General features: G+C 66.6%; 17 protein-coding genes. 6 read left to right on the forward strand and 11 right to left on the reverse strand.

Going from position 1 to position 20,769, the window contains the following annotated elements:
• Window positions 1-112: 112 nt before the first annotated feature.
• From F1C15_RS01005 to F1C15_RS01025, 5 genes are all read right to left on the reverse strand, one after another.
• Window positions 113-1,180 (reverse strand): site-specific integrase, encoded by a 1,068-nt coding sequence (locus F1C15_RS01005; protein WP_185232482.1) that lies wholly within the window; start codon window positions 1,178-1,180, stop codon window positions 113-115.
• Window positions 1,180-1,407, reverse strand: a complete 228-nt coding sequence (locus F1C15_RS01010; RefSeq protein WP_219731558.1) for an AlpA family transcriptional regulator — start codon at window positions 1,405-1,407, stop codon at window positions 1,180-1,182. Before F1C15_RS01010 ends, F1C15_RS01005 begins: the two co-directional genes overlap by 1 nt.
• Window positions 1,408-3,546: 2,139 nt before the next feature.
• Entirely contained in the window at window positions 3,547-3,933 is a 387-nt protein-coding gene (locus F1C15_RS01015; protein ID WP_185232484.1) for an antitoxin Xre/MbcA/ParS toxin-binding domain-containing protein, read from the reverse strand.
• Window positions 3,934-4,246: 313 nt separating this feature from the next.
• Entirely contained in the window at window positions 4,247-6,325 is a 2,079-nt protein-coding gene (locus tag F1C15_RS01020; RefSeq protein WP_185232486.1) for a P-loop NTPase fold protein, read from the reverse strand.
• 165 nt (window positions 6,326-6,490) lie between these two features.
• Entirely contained in the window at window positions 6,491-6,793 is a 303-nt protein-coding gene (locus F1C15_RS01025; RefSeq protein ID WP_185232488.1) for a hypothetical protein, read from the reverse strand.
• A gap of 660 nt (window positions 6,794-7,453) precedes the next feature.
• Here F1C15_RS01025 and F1C15_RS01030 point away from each other — a divergent pair.
• Window positions 7,454-10,393, forward strand: a complete 2,940-nt coding sequence (locus F1C15_RS01030) for a hypothetical protein (RefSeq protein WP_185232490.1) — start codon at window positions 7,454-7,456, stop codon at window positions 10,391-10,393.
• A gap of 291 nt (window positions 10,394-10,684) precedes the next feature.
• Here the strand turns inward: F1C15_RS01030 and F1C15_RS01035 are convergent, their stop codons facing one another.
• The 4 genes from F1C15_RS01035 to F1C15_RS01050 form a co-directional block, all read right to left on the reverse strand.
• A complete protein-coding gene (locus tag F1C15_RS01035; protein ID WP_185232492.1) occupies window positions 10,685-10,921 on the reverse strand; it encodes a hypothetical protein in 237 nt (78 codons plus the stop codon).
• A gap of 21 nt (window positions 10,922-10,942) precedes the next feature.
• Window positions 10,943-11,263, reverse strand: coding sequence for a hypothetical protein (locus F1C15_RS01040; RefSeq protein ID WP_185232494.1), 321 nt, complete (start codon window positions 11,261-11,263; stop codon window positions 10,943-10,945).
• Window positions 11,264-12,296: 1,033 nt separating this feature from the next.
• Window positions 12,297-12,755: a hypothetical protein gene (locus tag F1C15_RS01045; RefSeq protein ID WP_185232496.1), complete on the reverse strand. Its 459-nt coding sequence runs from the start codon at window positions 12,753-12,755 to the stop codon at window positions 12,297-12,299.
• Window positions 12,752-13,909, reverse strand: a complete 1,158-nt coding sequence (locus tag F1C15_RS01050) for a hypothetical protein (protein ID WP_185232498.1) — start codon at window positions 13,907-13,909, stop codon at window positions 12,752-12,754. Before F1C15_RS01050 ends, F1C15_RS01045 begins: the two co-directional genes overlap by 4 nt.
• Window positions 13,910-14,599: 690 nt before the next feature.
• On the opposite strand from F1C15_RS01050, the gene F1C15_RS01055 reads away from it, so the two are divergent.
• Entirely contained in the window at window positions 14,600-15,109 is a 510-nt protein-coding gene (locus tag F1C15_RS01055) for a hypothetical protein (RefSeq protein ID WP_185232499.1), read from the forward strand.
• 27 nt (window positions 15,110-15,136) lie between these two features.
• Here the strand turns inward: F1C15_RS01055 and F1C15_RS01060 are convergent, their stop codons facing one another.
• Window positions 15,137-15,313: a hypothetical protein gene (locus F1C15_RS01060; protein ID WP_185232501.1), complete on the reverse strand. Its 177-nt coding sequence runs from the start codon at window positions 15,311-15,313 to the stop codon at window positions 15,137-15,139.
• A gap of 107 nt (window positions 15,314-15,420) precedes the next feature.
• Between F1C15_RS01060 and F1C15_RS01065 the strand changes: the two genes are divergently transcribed.
• Window positions 15,421-15,747, forward strand: coding sequence for a hypothetical protein (locus F1C15_RS01065; RefSeq protein WP_185232503.1), 327 nt, complete (start codon window positions 15,421-15,423; stop codon window positions 15,745-15,747).
• A gap of 33 nt (window positions 15,748-15,780) precedes the next feature.
• On the opposite strand, the gene F1C15_RS01070 is transcribed toward F1C15_RS01065, so the two are convergent.
• Window positions 15,781-16,803: a LacI family DNA-binding transcriptional regulator gene (locus tag F1C15_RS01070; protein WP_219731559.1), complete on the reverse strand. Its 1,023-nt coding sequence runs from the start codon at window positions 16,801-16,803 to the stop codon at window positions 15,781-15,783.
• A gap of 225 nt (window positions 16,804-17,028) precedes the next feature.
• Here F1C15_RS01070 and F1C15_RS01075 point away from each other — a divergent pair, with 225 nt between their 5' ends.
• Genes F1C15_RS01075 through F1C15_RS01085 form a run of 3 tightly spaced genes read left to right on the forward strand, consistent with a single transcriptional unit; the run spans window position 17,029 to window position 20,760 of the window.
• The gene (locus F1C15_RS01075; protein ID WP_185232505.1) at window positions 17,029-18,642 is read left to right on the forward strand and encodes a sugar ABC transporter ATP-binding protein; all 1,614 of its coding nucleotides are present in this window, start codon (window positions 17,029-17,031) and stop codon (window positions 18,640-18,642) included.
• Window positions 18,639-19,670 carry an ABC transporter permease gene (locus F1C15_RS01080; protein WP_185232507.1) on the forward strand — a complete coding sequence of 344 codons (1,032 nt, stop codon included), beginning with the start codon at window positions 18,639-18,641 and terminating at the stop codon, window positions 19,668-19,670. The genes F1C15_RS01075 and F1C15_RS01080 overlap by 4 nt, the downstream gene beginning before the upstream one ends.
• Window positions 19,663-20,760: an ABC transporter permease gene (locus F1C15_RS01085; protein ID WP_185232509.1), complete on the forward strand. Its 1,098-nt coding sequence runs from the start codon at window positions 19,663-19,665 to the stop codon at window positions 20,758-20,760. The genes F1C15_RS01080 and F1C15_RS01085 overlap by 8 nt, the downstream gene beginning before the upstream one ends.
• The last annotated feature ends 9 nt before the right edge of the window (window positions 20,761-20,769 follow it).

The raw sequence follows: 20,769 nt of genomic DNA on the forward strand, positions 1-20,769 counted from the left end.
GACAAATGTGCAGGCCCGCGACCGGACGCAGCTCGTGGCCTTCGCATACCGGGGTGGGCTCGTCCGGTAACGAGGAGACCCCCGGGTGCTCTCCGTCAGAAGCACTCGGTTCCTAAGTACCGAGTTCCCGAGCCTTCCGAACTCGCTCGATGGCAGCTGTGTCGGCGTCCGAGCCCATGTGGTGGCTGTATGTGTCGAGGGTGAGCTGCGTCGTTGCGTGACCGAGCCAGGCAGACACCGTCTTGATGTCCACGTTGTCTTGCAGCCAGGAAGTTGCAGCGGTGTGGCGCAGGTCGTACTCGCGGTGCCCGTGGGCGGTAGCAGCCCAGTCGAGGGCGCGCTTGAAGTTGCCGTTGTTCAGCTGGGCGCCCGTGGGGGTGGTGAACAGCCTCTCGCTGCGCTTGCGACCTTTGCCGTACTGCGCGGCGATGGCCGGAGCGTTCCCCAGCAGAGGAACGCGTCGGATTCTCCCGCTCTTGGTCTGCTTCTCTGCGTAACCGTCGGACTGTGAGCGGCGGACGATGATGGCGTCGAAGGGTTCCGTGACGACGTCGCCAACTCGGAGAGCCACGAGTTCTCCCCATCGAAGGCCCGTCTCGCGGAGAAACTCGACGTAGTCGGCGTATCTCGGGTGGGTCTCTCGCTGGGCGGCGAGCATCGACTCGAACTCGTCAGGTGTGAAGGGTCGAATGGCTTGGTCAGCGCGCCCGTCGCCTCGAGGCATGCGTGCGTTCTTAACTGGGTTGTGGGGGACGTAGCCCATGTCGACCGCGTAGTTGAAGAGCGACATGGTGCTGTCCCGGATGCGCTTCACGGTGGCGTGTGAGCGGCGCTTGGAAAGAGAGGAGTACAGGGCCACGAGATCAGATGACTGCACGGACCGGATGGGTCTGCGCGCAAGCTTCTCCGGGACGTGGAGCCGCAGGTTGGCCTCGTCCGTGTCGACGGTCTTCGCGGAGATGGTGCCGGCCCGCGACTCGTTGAACTCCAGAATGACGGCGGCAACGGTGATGTTCCCGGCCTTGTCGTCCTGCCAGTCGTTCGTGACCAGGGCCAGCTTCTGCTTCCCCTCCCACTTCTGGGCGTCCTCCCTCCTGTCGAAGGTCGCCATCGATATCTGCTTGCCCTTGAAGTAGATGCGGGCCCGCCACTTGTTCGACTTGTCGTCCTTCTTCAGCATCAGACGTTCGTTCCGCTGGTCGGCAAGCCGTCGAACCAGGCATCAACTGCTGCCCGGCTGAAGCGCACCGAGCGCCCGACCTTGCGGCCGACCGGCCCGTCACCCTTTTTCCGCAGGTGATGGATAGTGCGCACGGGTATCTGGATGTAGGCGCTCAACTGCTGCAGCGTCAAGTACTCGTTGTGCGACATGGAGTCGAGCTGTTCTTCGGTCATCGTGATGGTCATGCACGACCCATGCGCGGCACCTCGGTGAACAGAACTCGCTGGCCTGCGCGACCTGTGGCCTGGTCTTAAGCGCATCACAAGTGGAGTGGCGTCAACTCGCGCGCGTCCCATTAGGTGGGGCTCCTCACCGACCTATTTGCACGTGCCAAATCTGGGGACGCGCACCAATGTCGGGTCACTAGGTTGCCGTAGGGGCGGCTCTCAACGGTGCCGCCAGGCGCGCTGAGATGGCCTGTCAGCTGGCCTCGACTTAGAGTCCACGGCACGTCACCGCGCGCAGATTACGGGACGAGATTTGCGCGCGTTCCTTGGTCACACTCAGTGAGCTGAGCGAGAGGAGTATCGCCCACAGCGCCGCTCATCGCTGGCGCCGTTCCACCTGCACTTTCAACTGCTTCGCACTTGACCCTCGTTCCGGCGCCCTCTTCCGGTCCACTCCGCTCCCGTCAGACTTCCCGCTGCGCGAGAAGCGTCTCCGCCCCGCCGAACGCTGGCGCGCCCGTCACGGCTGCGATTCCCTCAGCTCACTCGTTCGCTACTGGAACCCACCTGCCGGTGGGCGGGGACTTCACTGCCGTGTGCAGCTCAGGGGCTGGTTGACGCTGTGAGCGTCTGCCTCGCCTGGCACGCCACACCACTTCGTGATGCGTCGGGAACCGCCCTCCTTCTGCGCGCAGCCTGCGTGCTCGTCGTCACCCCTGCCGGGGGCCTCTCCGATGGCTGGTTCATGCGCACCGGGCCTGCTTCTTCCGGGACCGGTCCGTCACCCGCCTCGCTCCACCGCACCGGCGGCCGGACCGCAGCCTGTCCGCACTCACCCGGCCATGAGGAAGCCCCCGGCAGGGAGCCACCTCGACACCGGTTCGATACCCGGACCGCCCCGCCGTCCCGGTGACCGAGACGACACGAAGCTCCGGCAGGTGCGGCACCGGTACGCACAGGCCAGACGCCCCGGATGACGGAGCGGGAGGCGTACCGGTGAACGCCTCAGGGAGACGAGATGCCAGACGTGCGGGTGCACGGACCGAGAGACGAACTGCGACACCCCACCCGTGTGAGGCCGCCGGCAGGCAAGGTGCGTCAGCACCTTCGATCAGGCATCCGCCCTGGGGAGACGAACGGGGTGACGAGCAAGGGACGAGCCGCTGCCACGCGTGCCGTGCACACGGTGGACGAGATGGTGGACGAGCAGGTCATCGTGACCGGCCGGGAGTGGAGCTGATGCAAGGAGAGGGTCGCGAAGCGACCCGGATGGGACGTGTGGGGAGAGCGCGCGAAGCGCGCGGTGTGCGGCGCCGGCGCGGAGCGCCAGGCGTGCCGCGTCGTTGTCGAGGTGGCTGAGTCATGCGTGCGGGTCACGTTCTCGAGATGGCCGGGTGAGGTGGGCTGCGGTGTCGAGGTGGTGGCGTGAGGAGGTCAGACGAGAAGGGTGCCTCATCGCGGTTGACGTGTGGCTGTTCGTGAGGGGGAACGGGGGAGGGAGCGCCAGCGACCGACCCTCTCTTCTAATCGGGCTGCCCTCATATCTAATGGCCTCCACTCGTCAGACCGGTGTCGCCAGTTGGCCGTCAGGTTCGGCGAACGCCGGGCTCGCACGGGTCGTGCTCGCGGCGGTGGGGCTGGTGGTCGGCGACCGCCGTCGGGTGGCGCGCGACCGCGCATCGGCATGGACGCCAGGTGGAGGTCGTGGACGTGACGCTGAGCTGGTCAAGTTCTCGCACGTCGCTGCCGGTTGGGCTTCAAGTTCCATCAACGCGCGGACGCAGGCGAGGACTGCCCTTCTATCTGATGTCGGCCAACCCAGGGTCTCCAGCGATTGCTGCCGGTCCCATAACTCGGTGAAGAGCTCAGATGGGTGGGTTCGGAAACCGTTGCAGCCCTGAGGTTGCACCTTGTCCTGGTCGCCGTCGGGTCGGCAACCCGATCCCCGTTGAGTGCTGCCAGGTCGTCCTAATTCCAAAAGTCGGCCGGCGAGCAGCAAAGCTCCTGCATGAACTAGCGGGAGGTGATGCCATCCACGCGGGCTCACAGGTTTTAGGGCGCCACCATGGGGGCACGGGCTGTTCTGTTTAGTTGGGCTGTCACCGGTGCGGCCTCGGTTCGTCTCCGCCTATTGGCGCGCGAGGTAGCCCTGCAAGGTCACGGCGCTGTCAAGGTACCCGCTTGGTTTGCGAGGCCTACAACGTCCTCCGTGCCGCCCTGTCTAAGCGCTTCCGCGGGGGAGTGGCCGCCCAGCTCAGGGCGGGGCTCACGTAACCAGATCGCGTCACCCCACGAATCAATGTGGCGCGGGTCGAGGGCGGCAAGGACTAGAGCGAGGTCCGGCAGCGGTGTGAGGCCCGGGCCAAAGAACTGGAACGCAGGATAGAGGTGGTCGCCATCGCTTGTGATCAAGCAGATAATTTCCCCGTCTCGGACCATGTCTTCAACCGACTGGGTTCGAAGCTCCACCAGCAGACCCAAGGTGGAGGCGTCGTAGAACGGGCCGAGATTCTCATACGCGGCCGCACCCCGGTTTCCAGTCACCGGTTCCTCCTCGCTCGGTCAGGTCGTGGGCGGCCTGTCATGGTTAAAAGAGTCAGAAACGATTTTGTCAGGGCGAGTAAAAGTGGTGCCGAGTCGGGCCGGGCTGTGTTGATCCCACAGCTTGCCCCCGATCGAACCAACGCAACCACTCGAGGCGGTGCGAGAGGACAGAAGAGGCCTTCAGCCTTTAATGAATCTGACCAGTTCCGTCTAGCCTTTTGCTGGGCATCTCGTGCTTCGGGACACGTCCTTGTGCAGAGCGGCCTGGGGACTGGGCACTGGGGACTGGATTAGCTGATCATTCAGCTTTGCATCAGAATTGTTCAGGACGCCAGCCGTCGAGATACTTTTCCGCAAGCTCGAACACCTCGTCCTCCCCGAGCTTTTGCCGAACGCTGTTCACGGCCTCTCTGACCGCATCCTCGGAGGGAAACAAACCAACCACGAGGTCCCATGCAAGGCGGTCTTCCCTTTTGACCCGTCGCGAGCCCATGGACTGCGACCGAGCCGTCGAGCGAGTCGATCTGAGAATCGAACGGATGATCACGGGGTCGGATTCGGCGGTTAGCGGCGACTCGCCAGTCGATTCCCGTAGAGCGTCGTAGATACGCCATGCGTCCCACTCGCGCTCGGGTTCTGCGGGTGGGCTTTCCGCGAGATGCTCCACGAGCTCGTCCTGTAGCTGCTGAGAGAACGACTTACTGACGAGTTTAAGACCAGAGCCTTCGCGGTGCCCCACGCTGTAGATGAAGTCAAGCCTGGAAGAGTACGTTTCGATACCCGCCAAGATCTCGGCCACTAAGGCCTCCCGAACAGCTTCGTCCTCGACTTTGCGAAGCATGCGAAGCACCACTCGTCCCACCGTCAAATCCGGGCGACTGAGACCGAACATTCCACCGTTCTCATTGAGCGGGATTTTGTCGATGAAGTTTAGGAGCGTTCTCGACCCGGGGACGATCATCTCCGCGGTGAATTTACTCTCGTATCCCGTCAGACCCTCGAGAATCGGTTCCAGGTCCCTCGGTTCCTGTTCAGACAGGTAAGACTTCAGTGCTTCGGCGTCGCCGAGCACAGCGAATGCGCCCTCGGTGCTTCTGAAGGCGACCAGGGCATCTGGGGCGACGCGGTCAAAGTACAGATTGAGATAGTCGATATGTGCCATTCGGTGCGCCGTGCGCCAGACGCCGAGCCAGTCCGAGCCATAGCTGTTGTTCTCGACATACTGGAGCGCGACCGGGAAGAGCCGGTTGAACAAAGCCTTTATCAGCGTCGTGTCTTCGGGGAAGTCGGCTAGCAGAGCATCGATGGCCTTCTGCGCGTCAACGTCTTTGCGTGACGAGGAGCTGCGAGTGTTGGTCACTTCCGACCGTAGCGTCGCGAGACGCTGCATAAGGTCAGGGCGGAAAACGCGAACTGCTTCCATCGCCAAGAGGTCGACGAGATCGACCTCATCGCCTAGATTCTTGATCGTAGACTTCGAAGAGATGGCGTAGCGAGTCACGTCTCGCATGTTCGAGAGCAGCGGATCGATAATTTCAAAGTAGGCATCTGCCCAGCGGTCTTCATCGAGTTCCACGGCCGCGACCGGTGCGATCACACGGTTCAGCTCGTCGAAGACCTGTGATCGAAGGAGCATCTCGGGTGCCTGCGGCACGTCGAAGCTCAACTGAACTATCTTCTCCAGATAGGCGCGGCCCGGGACACCGTCTTCTGTGAGCGCCTTCTCTACCCGCACTCGGTCAAACGCCAGCAGATAGATGATGTTTGGAAAGCTCGCGGTCAGGCGGACCAGTTTGAAGATTTCGCGTACTTCAGGTGTTGTGAGCCGATCAATGTCGTCGACTACCACCACGACGGGTTCGGTCAGCGCCGCCAGCTCCTGCGTAATCTTCTCCCGCACCTTCTTCGCGCTTAGGTTCGCGTCCGTCGTGTCGGCAATTCCGGCGATGATGGCCGACGCCGCCTCTCCGGCGATACCGGCCCCAGGAATAGGCACCACCTGTGAGACGGGCTTGAGGATGCCGGCATATTTTGCCAACCAGTCTGCAGCCTGACCAAACTTGCTCCTGCTTTTGACGTCGAGCTCGGCGCCGATCTCAGTCAGGAAGAAGTTGACAAGCTGGTTCGACCCGGAAAACATCCACGGGTTGAAATCAATGACCGTCAGCTTCGGTTCTCTCTCAAACTGTTCACGCATGAGATTTATGAACGAGCTCTTGCCATGACCCCAAGGTCCAACTACTCCGACGACCATCCCCTCGCCGGCGTCGAGTTCCCGTATGGACTCGGCAAAATGTTGAGCGACCGGAGCCCGGCCAAGTTTGTCGTCTGCCGACGATCTGATGGGGGCGTCCATCGGTGGCTTCTCGGGGGGCTGGTCTGTCTCGCTCATCTGTCCCTGCTTAGGCGCCGTTGTTCTTCTCTTGCCAGAGTCTCGCTCGTATGAGCCCCTGCGGACCCCCGGGAGCGGTGCCGCTGCAGCCTGACTTGACGGGCGTGCTGGCCAAGCGTGAATTAGTTTGGATGATCCTGGGTCCGATGTCGACTGGCGTCAACCTTACAGTTGGCGTCCGCGCAGGTCGCAGAGGCGTCCGGGACTCGTGACGAGGCCGAGGCCGAGGCGCTGTTCGGTTTCTGCAAACGATGCGGGCTGCCCATGCACATCCATCAGCGACACCTTAAAGACCTTGAGCAGCTCAGTCGTGGTGGGCCTAATCTGCGGCTTGATTTCCTTGGCGGCGCGCGAGGGTGGGGGTTCGCGCAATGAACGTTCCGGTGCTATCGTGCTCTCCCAACTTGCGGATGTCGGACGCCGTTCCTGTTCGTACGCGCCCTGTTTAGAAGGGCTACCGGCGGTCATGACGCTATGCGTCCGACGCTGTCGGGCCACCCTGACTGCCACCGGTTGTGGTGATAAACGGGGAAATCACCGGTAAAACGCCACGCCTTGAAGTGACGACCACGAAGTAGACACGGCGTGCGCAGCCATCAGGAAGTTGGTTGCCGTACACCCGGATGGGACCCGGGACGACTTGAGCATGGCCAAGTTTCGCGACACCGGCGCGGCCTGAAGTCGACGAACGTCGCGAACTCAGTTTCTTAGGCGTCCGGTCGCACAAGGATGAGGTGGAAGAGGAGCTCGCCCCATCCGGAGAGTCTTTACATCCCGCCGACGAGGCACGATAACCAAGCCTCCCAAGACTTATCTCGGGCCTAGAGCGGACCAAAACACCCCATGAGCAGGTATTTCTCTGAGTCGTAACCAAAACACCAGAGAACCACTCCGGATCACATGCCTAGGGATGGGGACTTGGGGGAGGGGGAGGGGAAGCAAGGCTTGAACCCCCTATCTATCTATCTCTAACTAAATCTTGGTTTTTTGGTTATTAGTAGGTAAAGGGGCCTCAGATCCCCTACAAATCAAGGGTCTTGTCTCCCAGAAGTGTCTGGGAGCGTTGGTTATCCGTGGTTCAGCTGACGCACGTCCCAGCCGTCCTCGTTTAGCCCGCACAGAGGAGGTATGACCACCTCACCCCTCGTCCACTCCTGGGCCGCCGATGCCCACTCCTGGCTCACCGCCTCGACCGCCTCTGTCGCATCCCACGTAGCGCCCCTCGTCGCTCGTGCTCGCGGCTACCGGGCCGTCACTGACCAAGACGCGAAGACCTTCGCCCGCGAAGAGAGGGTCGGCAACGCGAACTCTCACCGGTACCAGCAGATGAGCGCGCGGCTGCGGGCCGACGACCTGCTCGTCGTTCCTGCCTTCCTGGCAATCGCAGTCGCCAACACGCCATTCGGCGGCCGCCCACCGGCGCCGTCGTGCCTGTTCGGACTGACGGATGCTACGCGCCTTGAGATGCCGCCCCTGTTCCTCACCGGGAATGCCGTCGACCTCGACTGCCACCCTGCGCTCCCGCAGCACGCATTCACTGGAACGCCCATCCTCGTCGTCTCCAGCATCCTGACCAGCGACGCGATTCTGACCGCCCAGCTCCTTCACGCCGGTGTCCACCGCCACGAGCTCGAAGTGACGGCAGACGAAACCATCACCGCCGCGCGAGACCGCCTGCGCGACCTCATCACCGAGCACGTGCCTCAAGAGGACCTCGTTCTCGTGGTCACGGCCCCCGCCGGGACCAACCTGTCGCAGACGTACACCTGGGACCGCTTCGCGGAGCCCTCCCGCCCCGTCATCATCGGACTGGAGAGCGACCGCGGTGACGACTGGGCGACCTGGCACGCGCGAAACACGCTCCGGGGCACCATCAGCGCGGCCGGCATGAACCCAGAGAACCTGAACGCCGGACCGGGCGCAGGCGTCACAGACCACACCGTTCTGGACGACCTCATGACGGTGGGATGGACGCAGCTGCGCAACGACGCCACAGACGCTTTCCCTCCCCAGCCGATGCGTCCCCGGACCGCGATGACCGTCGGCACCCGCCTGGTCGCCGACGACGGCTACAGCGTTGAAGTCCTCGTCGAGGACCCCACCGACGCGTACGGCCGGCCTGGAGCGCGTCGATGGGAGACGGAGACCCGCATCGGAGGCAGGGTCATCAAAACGGAGACCTATCGTGCCCCGACATATCTCGAGCGCGAGACGGGAATCCTGGACCCGGCGAACGAGGTCGGCGACAACAGCCGCGTGACCATCGAAACCTCCTGGCTCTCTGCCGACGGAAGCCCCCGAGTCGAGTACGTAACTGGGCCCCTTAAGGTGCTGAACTACCCGCCGAACCGATGGGATGCAGACGGTCACGCCTCCTTCTCCCGGGCGCTAGGCCTCCTGCAGCACCCCGAGTGGCCGCCCGTCAAGCATGGACGGGAGTGGCTCTCTGCCGTCAAAGCCAACGATGCCGCGAGCTGCACCCAAGCGACGCGGTGGACCGCCATGGGCTGGGTCCCGACGCCCGGCACGGACGTCTGCTCCTACATCTCCGGCGGCACCGTCATCACGCACCGGCCCTCAGATGCCGCCCGAGTCCTTTCGGGCGTCACCGAGGACCGCCTCCACGGCGCCGGGCTCTTCACCCTGCCCGAGGCCGACAGCGCCCCCTTCAGCGAGCCCTGGAAGGCCAGCGTTCGCGAAGACCTGGACACGCTCGTCGAGCACTACATCGACCTCGCGCCTTGGAAGGACCGAGGCATCGCCGGCACGGTCCTCGCCGCCGGGCTCCGCTCCTCCAACCCCCTCCCCACCACCGTGGTCCTCTACGCCCAGGGGCCATCCGGCACGGGGAAGAGCTGGACGGCCTCCCACATCATGGGCTTCCACCAGGCACGCAAAATCTGGACCGGGAAGCACCTCCCCGGCAACCTCACCGACACGCCGACCGCAACCGAGCTTGCTCTTTCGCACGCGCCCATTTGGGTGCTCGATGACCTCGCACCCTCTGCCAGTTCGCAGGAAAGCACCCGGCAGCAGGCCGCCATCGGCGACATCATCCGGAACGTCCACAACCAGACCGCCAAGCGCCGTTCGAGCTACGACCTTAAGGCGCAGCAGACCTTCACCCCTCAGGCGTTGCTCATCGTCACGGCGGAGAACGCAGCCACGGTTGCCTCCGTGCGTGACCGGACGCTCGTTCTCAACTTCGACGTCGGCAGCCTGAATTCCGCCGCCGTCGACGCGATGGACGAGTTCCGAGACAAGAACCTGGCTGCACCCCGCCTCCTCGTGGCAGCTGTGCAGATGATGCAGCAGCGCGCGTCGGAACTCGGATGGGCCGGACTTGTCGCGGAGCTCGAAGTCGCGCGAACGGAGGCGAAGGCAGTCGTACGGCGCCGAACGGCCACACTCAAGCTCGGGGACAAGTCGCCGGAGCGTCACGTGGAGATGACAGCGGACCTGCTCCTGGGCCTCGTGCCGCTTCGCCAGCTCGCCGAACGAGTCGGACACACCCGCATGCTGGAGCTCCTGGCCCCGGGCACCCCAGGCAGCTTCGTCGATGGTGTCATCAGCGTCGGCACCCAGTCGCTGGCAGAGATGGCCGAACAGAGCCCCGGAGCCATCGCGCTCGAGAGCATCATCTCCGTCATCCGCCAGGGCAAGGCCCACCTCGAACTCGAAGACACCCCCGGAGACAAGCCCCTGCCCAACGGGTCCGGCGCAGCCAACCGGGCCCTCGGATGGAGCGCCGACGCCAACGGCAAGCTCCGCCCCCTCGGCATCCGCATCGGCATCCTCACCTACCGTCGGAAGGGCGGCCCGAACGACCTGGTCTACATCGACCACAACGCCGCCTTCGAAGTCCTCAAGTCCACCTTCCGCGACACCTTCCCCCACGGGTCCACCGCGAGGGGAACTCTCGGGCAGCTGGGAAGCGAGGGGTACTGGTACCCGGGCATCAACGTCACCAGCTGGAACATCAAGCTGCGCCCGGGGAAGGCTGACCGCGGAATTCCGCTCACCGTCCAAACGGTCCTCGGGGAAGAGATGCAGCAGGTCGAACGCTGACAGACGCGACGGCAAGCAAGCCGCCGCACACGTAGGACGCATGACAACTAACCAGCAGCCACGAAACCGTGCCGGACGCTTTAGGGCCACTGCCCACACGCTGCCTGAAATGCGGCTTACCTTCGAGGCAACCGAGTACGTAGGCCCGGGCGACCGGCAGGACTACCGCATCTACGGGGAGGCCGCGAACGCAGACGGACCGGGTGTCTTCGCGGCGTTCGCTGAAGCATCCGTGCGCTTCGACTGGACAGCCGCCATGAGTCCCATGGACCCCTGACGGCCGCCTCCTAGTCAGGAACGCTGATCAGCGCTGGCGAACAAGTCGGCCATGACAAGGCCATGGGCGTAGAAGACTTCGGCCACGAGGTTCTTCACCTGCTGTCGAGTGTCGTCAGTTGCCTGGTTCCAGGACTCAGGGGTGCGCCCGTCCTGAACGCGTTGCTCAGTCCACTTCTCGGCGGTTGGCTCGACCTGCTGCCCCATCATGGGCGGCAGTACGGACTCCCACCAATTCGCGTCTTGGTTCATCTCTGTTCCTCTCATGTGCCTCTACTTGTCCGTGCCGCGGATGCGGTGGATCTGCTGAACGGGCGTAGTCAGCCAGCGCGTGGGTGGAGCATCGATACCTCGGTCGACCAGCAGACGCAGAGGTCGCCCGAGCGTGCACTCGTCCAGCTCCAGAATCAGAAGCAGTTCGTCGTCTCCGTCCTGATCGGCCTCGTCGACACGAGCAGTACGCATCGCAAGGCCCACACCGAGATAGATCGCGAAGAACGCTTCACGAGTCGTGATCATGAAGTCGCCTCGGGCGTTGTCCATCAACGTGACAGGCCACTCGTCTTCGGCCAGTCCTGACTCGCCCGATCGCACTGGGACCTCCCTAGCTGTCGCTACGCCTCGCTCAGCAACAAGACGGTATTGCGGCTGACCGTCGAAAACCTCCCGTGCTTACAAGCAAGCAAGCAAGCGCGCGTTGCACTGATCTGACGTGCCTGCCGCGCATGGACCATCCGGGCCAGGACGCCGTGTCCGCCCGGAGACGGATGCGATGGAAAACCTCGGAGCGGGGGAGAACCTTCCGCGAGAGCACGAGGAAGTCGCGCGCGCACTGCTAGACCGCGGAGACACTGCTTCCTGGCACTACTTTCTTGCCGACGCGAGCTACGAGGCGACACCGGATGCTGACGCCGACACCCGAGAACGTCGTTGGGCTGCGCGCATTCGCGAGCTGGAACGCTTCACGGCTGCCCATGGTCGCTGGCCACGAGACAAGGCACGCGATCAACCGAGAACAGACGAGACCCGGCTCGCTGACTGGGTCCGTTCTGAGCGAAAGAAGTTCGCTCGAGAAGGCGCGGACGATGCTTGGGGCCCTTCCGGCGTCGAGTACGCGCGTTACCGCCTGGCTTCCATCCCCGGCTTCCGCCGCAGTCCCGTCGATGACCAATGGGCCACAACCTGGACGGCCTGGAAAGACTTCGTCGGACAGGACTCGACGCGTGCCCGGATACCGCGCCGAGATGCGGGAGGTGCGGAGGCGCAACTTGCTTCCTGGGCTGACCACCAGCGCCGGCTCTACCGCGCACGAGCGCTTAGACCAGATCGATTGGCGCAGTTGCGAGACTTCCACGTCCGGCTGCTCCCACCAGACGCGAGCCATGGTTGATTCGGCCATCGCGGAGTCCCTCGAGGGACCGGCCAAGGCCAGTCATCGGCGTTCGACTGGAGAAGCGGTGCAGCCAACGCCTCACGGCACAACACAAGTGAGCTCGCTGGCGAGCGGCAGGCGTCAAGCCGCACGGGATCCAGTCGTTCACGTTCCCGGCTCAACTCGTCGCCCTCGATTGACACGATTGCAGTCGTGGGAGTGTCCGTCACGTCGAGGCCGAGCTACAGCGCCCAGTCAGCCCGACTTCGCCTCATCGGACCTACCACCAAGAAGTGCGTCTAAGTCATCGCTCGTAAGTGTGGTGATGAGGAACTGATGTGCCAGGCCGAGGACTGCTTCGTCGTTCGAGACAATCACCCATTCGTCACCGAAGAGGCCCTCGTCGGCTTCTCGAACGGCGTCGAGGGCACAGGCGACGAGCATGGGGTCGGCGTTTCCCTGTCCGCTGTACAGGTTCACCAGCCGGACGTCGTCGACACGGACGCGCTCCATGACCAGCTGAAGTTGGCGCAGCACGCCTCCGGTGGTCCGGTACTCGAGTTCGGCGAGGACGTCCGCGTCCGGGAGGAAGCGGGCTTCGTGTAGCACCTCCGAGGGGATACGACAGTGCTCTTGGACGAACGGCATCGAACGCTGCTCTGGCGTGAGTCGCGCAAGCACGTTGTTGTCCAGGAGGTACCGGTGGCCCATCATCCGAGAGCCTTACGGAAGTCCCCGATCTGGTGCGGCTTGATCTTGTTCGCGCACACAGCACGGCAGAAGTCACCGGGCGAAACCTTGCCTACGTCAAGTGCCTGGATCATCCGGGCCGAGAATTCCCTACCGTTGTACGTGCGGATCCCGTTGACCGGCTTGGGCTGTTGCGCTCGACTCGGTGGCCGGGCGGCGAACTCCTGGCTGAGTGCGTTGAGATGTGACGAGGCGGAGGTTGAGGTCACAAGACGGAGCCGCTGAGCTCTGACAACTAGGGCGCTCGGCGTGACCTTGAACCTGTCCGCGGCAGTCTTCAGGTCCTCGAGCGTCTGTAAGTCGAGGCTACGCATGGCAGCCTCCGGCATGAGGATCTCCCCGACGACGTCGTACTCCCTGCCTGGCCCGACCGTCGGACTGCGGCCGTCGTACGTCACAGGAGCGAAGATGCCTCGCGCGACGAGAACCGCGAGCAGGGTCAATGTGAAGAGCTGCCGCCCCTCTGGCTCTTGGTCGTCACCGTGGTCCCCCCGCGCGAGGAAGATGTACGGGACCTTCTTGTCCTTAATGGTGAGCCCGCTGAACTTCACCTGGATGAGCTGCGGCATGAAGCCGCGGACGCTGAGCGACACAAGAACCTGCCGTGCTTCCAGATGCTCGATGAGAATCTCGAGCGCGCGCTTCTTCGTCCGTGCCTGGGTGAGGGTGTCGCGCTCGAGCCCGAGGGCATCGAGGAGCATTTCAGCGTCTTGCGACGCGGTGCCCCGCGTCTTCTTGAGCAGCCCTACGATCCGGTTGTCTTCGAGATCCGGGTCGTGCTTTCGGAGGAGCATCTGCTTCCGGATGAGATCCTTCACGATGAGCTCAACGTCCTTCACGGCGATGGTCGTTCGGGAGTTGAGCGCGAACGTCTCCTTGCTCAGCCCCTGAAGTAGTTTCGATGTCTTGGTCGCGATCTGTGCGCGGACGTGGTCGTACTGAGCGAAGAACAACGGGTAGGGGATGTCCGCCTTCCGGGATAGCTCTACGAGGTCGTTGAACGCAACCTCAGAGCGCTCGAGCGCCTGTCGGTACGGAGCGCGGCCGCTGACGACCGAGTTCTCGAAGAGGTCCTCGAACACACGTCGGTCGATCATCGTCCGTGAGCCCTGGAGCACTACGGCGATCCTGGGACCCGAACCGCAGTGCTCGGCAGGCGCATCTTCAGTTCCCACAAGTCGACCATCGCTCAACGCTGCATCGTCCGCGATCCCTCGTTCGAGTTACAAACCAGACCATCGGACGGGCTAGGCCCCCAATATGACTCACGAAGGTGATCAAGAACAGGGCGGAAACCGACTGCGCAAATGTGACTCACTGTCTCGCCCCCGATCGCGCGCTACCTTGGTCCTGCTGAGACCCAGGCCTCTCCACCCCGCATGCTTCGTGGGCAGTCCGAGCCCCGTGTTCGTGTTGGTGACGGGCTGCGCACCACTGCTTCCTCTTGCACGCCGTTGCACTCCTCGCCCCAGAAAACCGGCAGTTCTGCGCAACTGGCGGCAAGAACGTATGCCCCGCTACACGTTTACACCGTGGATGTCGTCGGTTCGAGCCCGGCAGGGCCCACCGTCAGGCACTTCATCGGATCGATGAGGGCGTACGGCGTCACGGTCGCCACCGAGCTCGGTGCTCTCGTGCATGCCCTCACCGCTCGCTCCTCCGGGCTGATCCACGCGTTCGCTTGCGTGAGGCCTCCCCTCACTCGCCAGCTGTCAGGTCGACGCGGCAGGCTGGCCGTGGATCGACGACCAGGGGGCTGAGCGATGACGCAGGACGATGACGGAAGGGCCCGTCCGACCGATCGGGGAGTGACCACTCGCCCCGTCGCCGCCCGTGCCGTGGCGTTCGCCGTGCCGTCACGGTGGTCGGGTCGGGCCGTCCGCAGGGTCCGCCACGATGCGTTGTGGCCGGACGGCCGGGTCGAGTACGACGTCAGCCTCGTCGACGCGATGTACCGCGGAGCGCCGGCCGACTACTCGGCGGTTGCCCACGCCGTCGCCGACCGCTGCCCCGAGCTCGGGCCGGGCCCCTGGATCGACGAGTGGGCCCTCGAGGTCGACGGCCCGGGCCTGCCGGCGGGGCGAGCGGTCGACGCGACCGAGGGCGCTCGACGGGAGTTCAGGCCGCTGCCGATCACGCCCTGGCGATCGCACCCTCGCCGGTGGCGCTTCGTGGTCGGATCCCTCCTCCTCGCGGCGGGGACCACCGGCTTGGCCGTCGGAGGAGCCGTGGGGCCCGCGGGGTTCCTCTCGTTCCTGCCGACCGTCTCCGGGCTGGCTCTGCTCGGGAGTCTCATCGGGCGGCACCCTCGCCGGTAGGGCGACGGCCGCCGTGCGGGGGAGGTGTCAGGCCGGGACGCCCGGGAGCGCCAGCAGCGCCACCGCCAGCGCGGCCGCCACCGCACCCAGCACGATGATCACGATGCCCGGGGCCGGGCTGCCGCCGCCCCGCCGCGCGACGATGAGGGCGCCTCCGACGACGCCGACGAGACCGAGGACGAGGAGGGTGATCGCGAACAGCATGGGGGCCTTCAGGTCGGAGGGGACAGGGGGCGAGCGACGAGGTGCGCGACGCGAGGCCAGCCGGGTCTCGGCGCGCAGTGCCCGAGTCCCGAGCCTAGGGTCGAGCGATGATCGTCGTCACGGTGACCCGCTTCCTGGCCGGTGCGTTCCTCGCGAACGCCGTCCCGCACGGGGCGGCGGCGCTGCGCGGGCGTGATTTCCCCAGCCCGTTCGCGACGCCCCCGGGGGTGGGCCTCTCGTCGCCCCGCGAGAACGCCGCGTGGTCGTCGACGAACCTCGTGGTCGGCACGGCCCTCCTGCTCGCCGTCCGCCGGCGCCCCGGGTCGCCCGCAGGGGCGGCCGCCGGGGCGACGCTCATGGGCGGCTTCCTCGGGTGGTGGTTCGCGCCCGCGCGGCGGGCGGCGCGCCTCGCCGCCGTCCGGCTCGACCGGTAGCTCGTCGGGGCACCGAGCGGCACCCGGAGCACCTCAGCCGGAGGCGCCCGTCACGGTGCTGGCCCGCACGACGAGCTCGGGAGCGAAGACGACGCGCCGTGGCTCGCGCGTCGGGTCGTCGATCTCCTCCTGCAGGATCTCCATCGCCGTCTGGCCGATCAGGCCGCTGGGCTGGCGCACCGACGTCAGGGGCACCACGGCGGCCCGGGCGAAGTCGATGTCGTCGTAGCCCACGAGGGCGACGTCGTCGGGCACCCGCAGGTCGCCGAGCATCACCAGCGACTGGAGCACGCCCATCGCCACGAGGTCGTTCGCCGCGAAGACGCCGTCCGGTCGCTCGGCCACCGGCCGGGCCATGAGGGCCGCCGCCGCCGCTCGGCCGTGCTCGACGGTGAGGCCCGGGACCTCGACCACCTCGAGGGTGACCTCCGGGCCCGCGGCGCGCACCGCCTCCCGGGCCCCCGCGACGCGGTCGGCGACCTGCTGCAGGTCGAGCGGGCCGCCGACGACCACCAGGCGACGACGACCGATCGAGACGAGGTGCTCGACGGCGAGCTGGCCGCCGCGCACGTCGTCGACGGAGACGGAGGAGAAGTCGGTGAGGTCGGCCCGCCGGTCGACGAGCACGGCCGGCGTGCCTCGACGACGGAGACGGGCCAACCTCGCGGTGACGTCGCCGACGGGGGAGATGAGGATGCCGAGCACGCGGTGCTGCTCGAAGAGGTCGAGGTAGTGGGCCTCGCGCTCGACCTGCTGGTCGCTGTTGCCGAGCAGGACGACGCGGCCCGCGCGCTCCGCCGCGGTCTCGGCGCCCCGGGCGACGTCGGAGAAGAACGGGTTCGCCCCGTCGAGGATCACCAGGCCGACGGCCCGGCTGGCCCCGGCGCGCAGCTGGCGCGCCGCGTCGTTGCGCACGAAGCCGAGCTCGTCGATGGCGGCGTGCACGCGCTCGACGGTGGCGGGGCTGACCTTGTCGGGGTGGTTCAGCACGTTGCTGACGGTGCCGACCGACACGCCCGCGGTGGTCGCGACGTCGCGGATGCTGACCGACTCCACCGGGGCCCCCTCCGTCGTCGGCGCCCGGGCAGGCGACGGTCGACGTCCGTCCGCCGACGCTGACGAGTGTAGGCCGACGGGTGGCTCCGGGCGGGGCGGGCCGCGCCTCCCGCGTGGCGACGACGCGGCCCGCGGCACGCCGTGCTTGACGTCGGACCCGCCCGCCCCTACTGTCGTCCCCACGAGCTGTTGAAACGATTCATTTCTCGATGAGGAGAACGATCGATGACGATCGACCCCCCGGCCTCCGGCTACTCGCCGACGGCCCCCGTCCTGGAGCTGCGGCACGCCCGCAAGACCTTCGGAGCGGTCGTGGCCCTCGCCAGCGGCAGCGTGCAGCTGCGGGCCGGCGAGATCAACGCGCTCGTCGGCGAGAACGGCGCTGGCAAGTCCACGATGGTGAAGATCCTCGCCGGAGTGCACCAGCCCGACTCCGGCGAGTTCCTCTTCGACGGCCACCCGATCGTCTTCCGCACGCCGGCGGAGAGCAAGGCGGCGGGCGTCAGCGTCATCTACCAGGAGCCCACGCTCTTCCCCGACCTGACCGTCGCCGAGAACATCTTCGTCGGCCGTCAGCCCACCTCGCGCCTCGGGTTCATCGACCGCGCCAAGATGCGGGCCGACGCCCGGGCCCTGTTCGAGCGCCTCGGCGTCCCGATCGACCCCGACCGCGTCGCCGAGGGCCTCTCGATCGCCGACCAGCAGATCATCGAGATCGCCAAGGCCATCTCGCTCGACGCCAAGGTGCTGATCATGGACGAGCCGACGGCGGCGCTCAGCGGCGTCGAGGTCGATCGCCTCTTCGGCGTCGCCCGGGCCCTCCGCGACCGCGGCAGCGCCATCATGTTCATCTCGCACCGCTTCGACGAGGTCTTCGGGCTCAGCGACCGCATCACGGTCATGCGCGACGGCGCCTTCATCTCCGAGCACGCCACCGGCGACGTCACGACGGCCGAGGTCGTCCGCGCGATGGTCGGCCGCGACGTCGACCAGCTGTTCCCCAAGCAGGAGGCGCGGATCGGCGAGCCCGTCGTGACCGTCCAGGGGCTGACGCGGCAGGGCGTCTTCCACGACGTGTCGTTCGAGGTGCGGGCCGGCGAGATCGTGGGCCTGGCGGGGCTCGTCGGGGCGGGCCGGACGGAGGTCGCCCGCGCCCTGTTCGGCGTCGACCGCTACGACGCCGGCAGCGTCACCGTGAACGGGAAGCCCCTCGCGCGGCGGAGCCCGCTGGCCGCCATCACGGCCGGCATCGGCTTCGTGCCCGAGGACCGCCGCAGGCAGGGTCTCGTGATGGACATGTCGGTGAGCCGCAACACCACGCTCACCCTGCGCAGGACGCTCAGCCGGGCAGGCCTGGTGAGCGCGCGCCGCGAGCGCGAGGCGGCGGCCGAGTGGTCACGGCGCCTGCAGGTCAAGACCGGCAGCCAGGAGCTCCCCGTCTCGACCCTGTCGGGCGGCAACCAGCAGAAGGTCGTGCTGGCGAAGTGGCTGGCGACCGACCCGACCTTCCTGATCGTGGACGAGCCGACCCGCGGCATCGACGTCGGCACCAAGAGCGAGGTGCACCGGCTGATCAGCGACCTGGCGGGCCGTGGCATCGCGGTGCTGATGATCTCGTCCGAGCTGCCCGAGGTGCTCGGCATGGCCGACCGGGTGCTCGTCATGCACGAGGGGCGCCTGACCGCGACCCTCGACCGCGCCGAGGCCACGGCGGAGCGCGTGATGCACGCCGCGACCGGGTCGGGCGCGGCGGACCCGACCGCGACCGGGGCGCCCGCCGAGCCCGCGCCTCCGGCCCCGTCCCCGTCCATGCCCCCGACCGCAGAGGCCACCCGATGACCACGTCCCACGCCCTCGCCCCCGCCGCCACGTCAGGGCGCAGCCCCCTCGCCTCGCTGCTCCGTCAGCGCGAGGTGCCCGTCGCCTCGGCCCTCGTCGTGCTGGTGATCGTCACGACGATCGCCAACCCGCTCTTCGTCTCGGCCCAGGGCGTCAAGGACCTCATGCTCAACGCGACGATCACGGTCATCATGGCCGTCGGCCTCGGCGCGGTCATCATCACGAACAACATCGACCTCTCGGTGGGCTCGATCCTCGGCCTCGTCGCGTTCGCGACCGGCACGGTGTTCGCGGCCGCGCCGGAGATCCCGATCGTCGTCGTCTTCCTCCTCGGCCTCGCGATCGGCGCGGTGCTCGGCGCGGTCAACGGGTTCCTGGTCACGGTGGCCCGGGTGCCGTCGCTCGTCATCACCCTCGGCATGCTCTACATCTACCGCGGCCTCAACAACGCGTGGGCCGGAGGCCAGCAGTACTTCGCGGGGGACCGCCCCGCCGCCTTCGGCCGCCTGTCGGTGGACACGGTGCTCGGCGTCCCGATCATCACGGTCATCGCCGTCGTGGTCGTCGTGCTGGTCGCGGTGTTCCTCGCCCGCACCCGGCCCGGTCGCGACCTGTACGCCATCGGCTCCGACGAGCAGGCGGCACGCCTCTTCGGCATCCCGGTGAGCCGGCGCGTCGTGACGGCGTTCGTGCTCAACGGCACCCTGACGGGCCTGGCGGGCGTGCTCTACGCCAGCCGGTTCAACTCGGTCGGCGCGACGACGGGCACCGGGCTCGAGCTCGACATCGTGGCCGCGGCCGTCGTCGGCGGCATCGCGATCTTCGGCGGCTCCGGCAGCGTCGTCGGCGCGGCCATCGGTGCCGTGCTGCTGACCACCATCACGAGCAGCCTCACCGCCCTCGGCGTCGACAAGTTCTGGCAGCAGGCCATCGTCGGCGTCCTCATCCTGACCGCCATCCTCGTCGAGCGGATCGCCTCGATCCGCAAGGCCCGACGACTGCGCACGAGCGAGGCCACCAATGCCTGACCAGACCGTCACCCGCGCCCCCCAGGCCCCCGCCTCGCCGTCGGGCGGCGCCGCCCGCGACCCCGGGCAGCGCGCCGAACGGGCGCTGCGCCGCCGCCGCCTCCTCACCGGTCGCGGAGCGATCATGGTCTGGGCGCTGCTCGCGACCCTGCTCGTCTGCGCCCTGACGGTGCCGCGCTTCGCCAGCGTCCAGACCACCGGGTTCCTGCTCCTCGACGCGATCCCGATCCTGATGATCGCCATGCCGATGGCGCTGGTCGTCATCACCGGCGAGATCGACCTCTCGGTCGCCAGCACCGCGGGCCTCACGAGCGCGACGATGGGCGTCCTCTGGGCCGCCGGCTGGGGCATCCCCGAGATCTTCGTCGTCTGCGTGCTGATCGGCGTCGTCTGCGGTGCGCTCAACGGCGCGCTCGTCACGACGGTCGGGCTGCCGAGCCTCGCGGTCACCATCGGCACCCTGGCGCTCTACCGCGGTCTCGCACTCGTCGTCATCGGTGACGACGCGGTGGCGAACTTCCCTCCCGGCCTCACGTCGTTCTTCACCTCGAAGATCGGCGGCACGGGAGTCCCGACGGTGATGGTCGGCGTCGTCGTCGTCATCCTCTTCTTCGGGGTCCTCCTGCACCTCAGCTCGTTCGGCCGGGCCCTGCCCGCGATCGGCTTCAGCAAGGAGGCCGCGAGCTTCGTCGGCGTGCACGTCGGCCGCGCCAAGTTCTGGATGTTCGTCGCCACCGGGGTCGTCTCGGCCCTGGTCGGCATCTACTGGACGCTCCGCTACTCGAGCGCCCGCAGCGACAACGCGACCGGCATCGAGCTGGCCGTCATCGCCGCCGTGCTGCTCGGCGGCGTCTCGATCTTCGGCGGCCGGGGCTCGATCCCCGGTGTCGTCGCCGGCGTGCTGATCATCTCGAGCATCAGCTACGCGCTGCGGCTCGGCGGCATCAGCGACGTCGTGCTCAACGTCGTCACCGGGCTGCTGCTCGTCGGCAGCGTGGTCACCCCGAGCCTGATCGCGGTCGTCCGCGAGAGGGCCCGGGCGAGGCGGGCCGCGAGGGCCGTCCTCGACGGCTCCGCCGATCCCGCCTGACCTCCCCGA

Origin of the sequence: Frigoribacterium sp. NBH87 (assembly GCF_014217665.1) — a bacterium.
Lineage (GTDB): Bacteria > Actinomycetota > Actinomycetes > Actinomycetales > Microbacteriaceae > Frigoribacterium > Frigoribacterium endophyticum.

What these genes read in the sequence shown, in the direction of transcription:
- F1C15_RS01005 (WP_185232482.1), bottom strand. Translation starts at nt 1,180, where the DNA reads ATGCTGAAGAAGGACGACAAGTCGAACAAGTGGCGGGCCCGCATCTAC.
- F1C15_RS01010 (WP_219731558.1), bottom strand. Translation starts at nt 1,407, where the DNA reads ATGACCATCACGATGACCGAAGAACAGCTCGACTCCATGTCGCACAAC.
- F1C15_RS01020 (WP_185232486.1), bottom strand. Translation starts at nt 6,325, where the DNA reads ATGAGCGAGACAGACCAGCCCCCCGAGAAGCCACCGATGGACGCCCCC.
- F1C15_RS01025 (WP_185232488.1), bottom strand. Translation starts at nt 6,793, where the DNA reads ATGACCGCCGGTAGCCCTTCTAAACAGGGCGCGTACGAACAGGAACGG.
- F1C15_RS01030 (WP_185232490.1), top strand. Translation starts at nt 7,454, where the DNA reads ATGACCACCTCACCCCTCGTCCACTCCTGGGCCGCCGATGCCCACTCC.
- F1C15_RS01035 (WP_185232492.1), bottom strand. Translation starts at nt 10,921, where the DNA reads ATGAACCAAGACGCGAATTGGTGGGAGTCCGTACTGCCGCCCATGATG.
- F1C15_RS01045 (WP_185232496.1), bottom strand. Translation starts at nt 12,755, where the DNA reads ATGATGGGCCACCGGTACCTCCTGGACAACAACGTGCTTGCGCGACTC.
- F1C15_RS01060 (WP_185232501.1), bottom strand. Translation starts at nt 15,313, where the DNA reads ATGCTGTTCGCGATCACCCTCCTCGTCCTCGGTCTCGTCGGCGTCGTC.
- F1C15_RS01065 (WP_185232503.1), top strand. Translation starts at nt 15,421, where the DNA reads ATGATCGTCGTCACGGTGACCCGCTTCCTGGCCGGTGCGTTCCTCGCG.
- F1C15_RS01075 (WP_185232505.1), top strand. Translation starts at nt 17,029, where the DNA reads ATGACGATCGACCCCCCGGCCTCCGGCTACTCGCCGACGGCCCCCGTC.
- F1C15_RS01080 (WP_185232507.1), top strand. Translation starts at nt 18,639, where the DNA reads ATGACCACGTCCCACGCCCTCGCCCCCGCCGCCACGTCAGGGCGCAGC.
- F1C15_RS01085 (WP_185232509.1), top strand. Translation starts at nt 19,663, where the DNA reads ATGCCTGACCAGACCGTCACCCGCGCCCCCCAGGCCCCCGCCTCGCCG.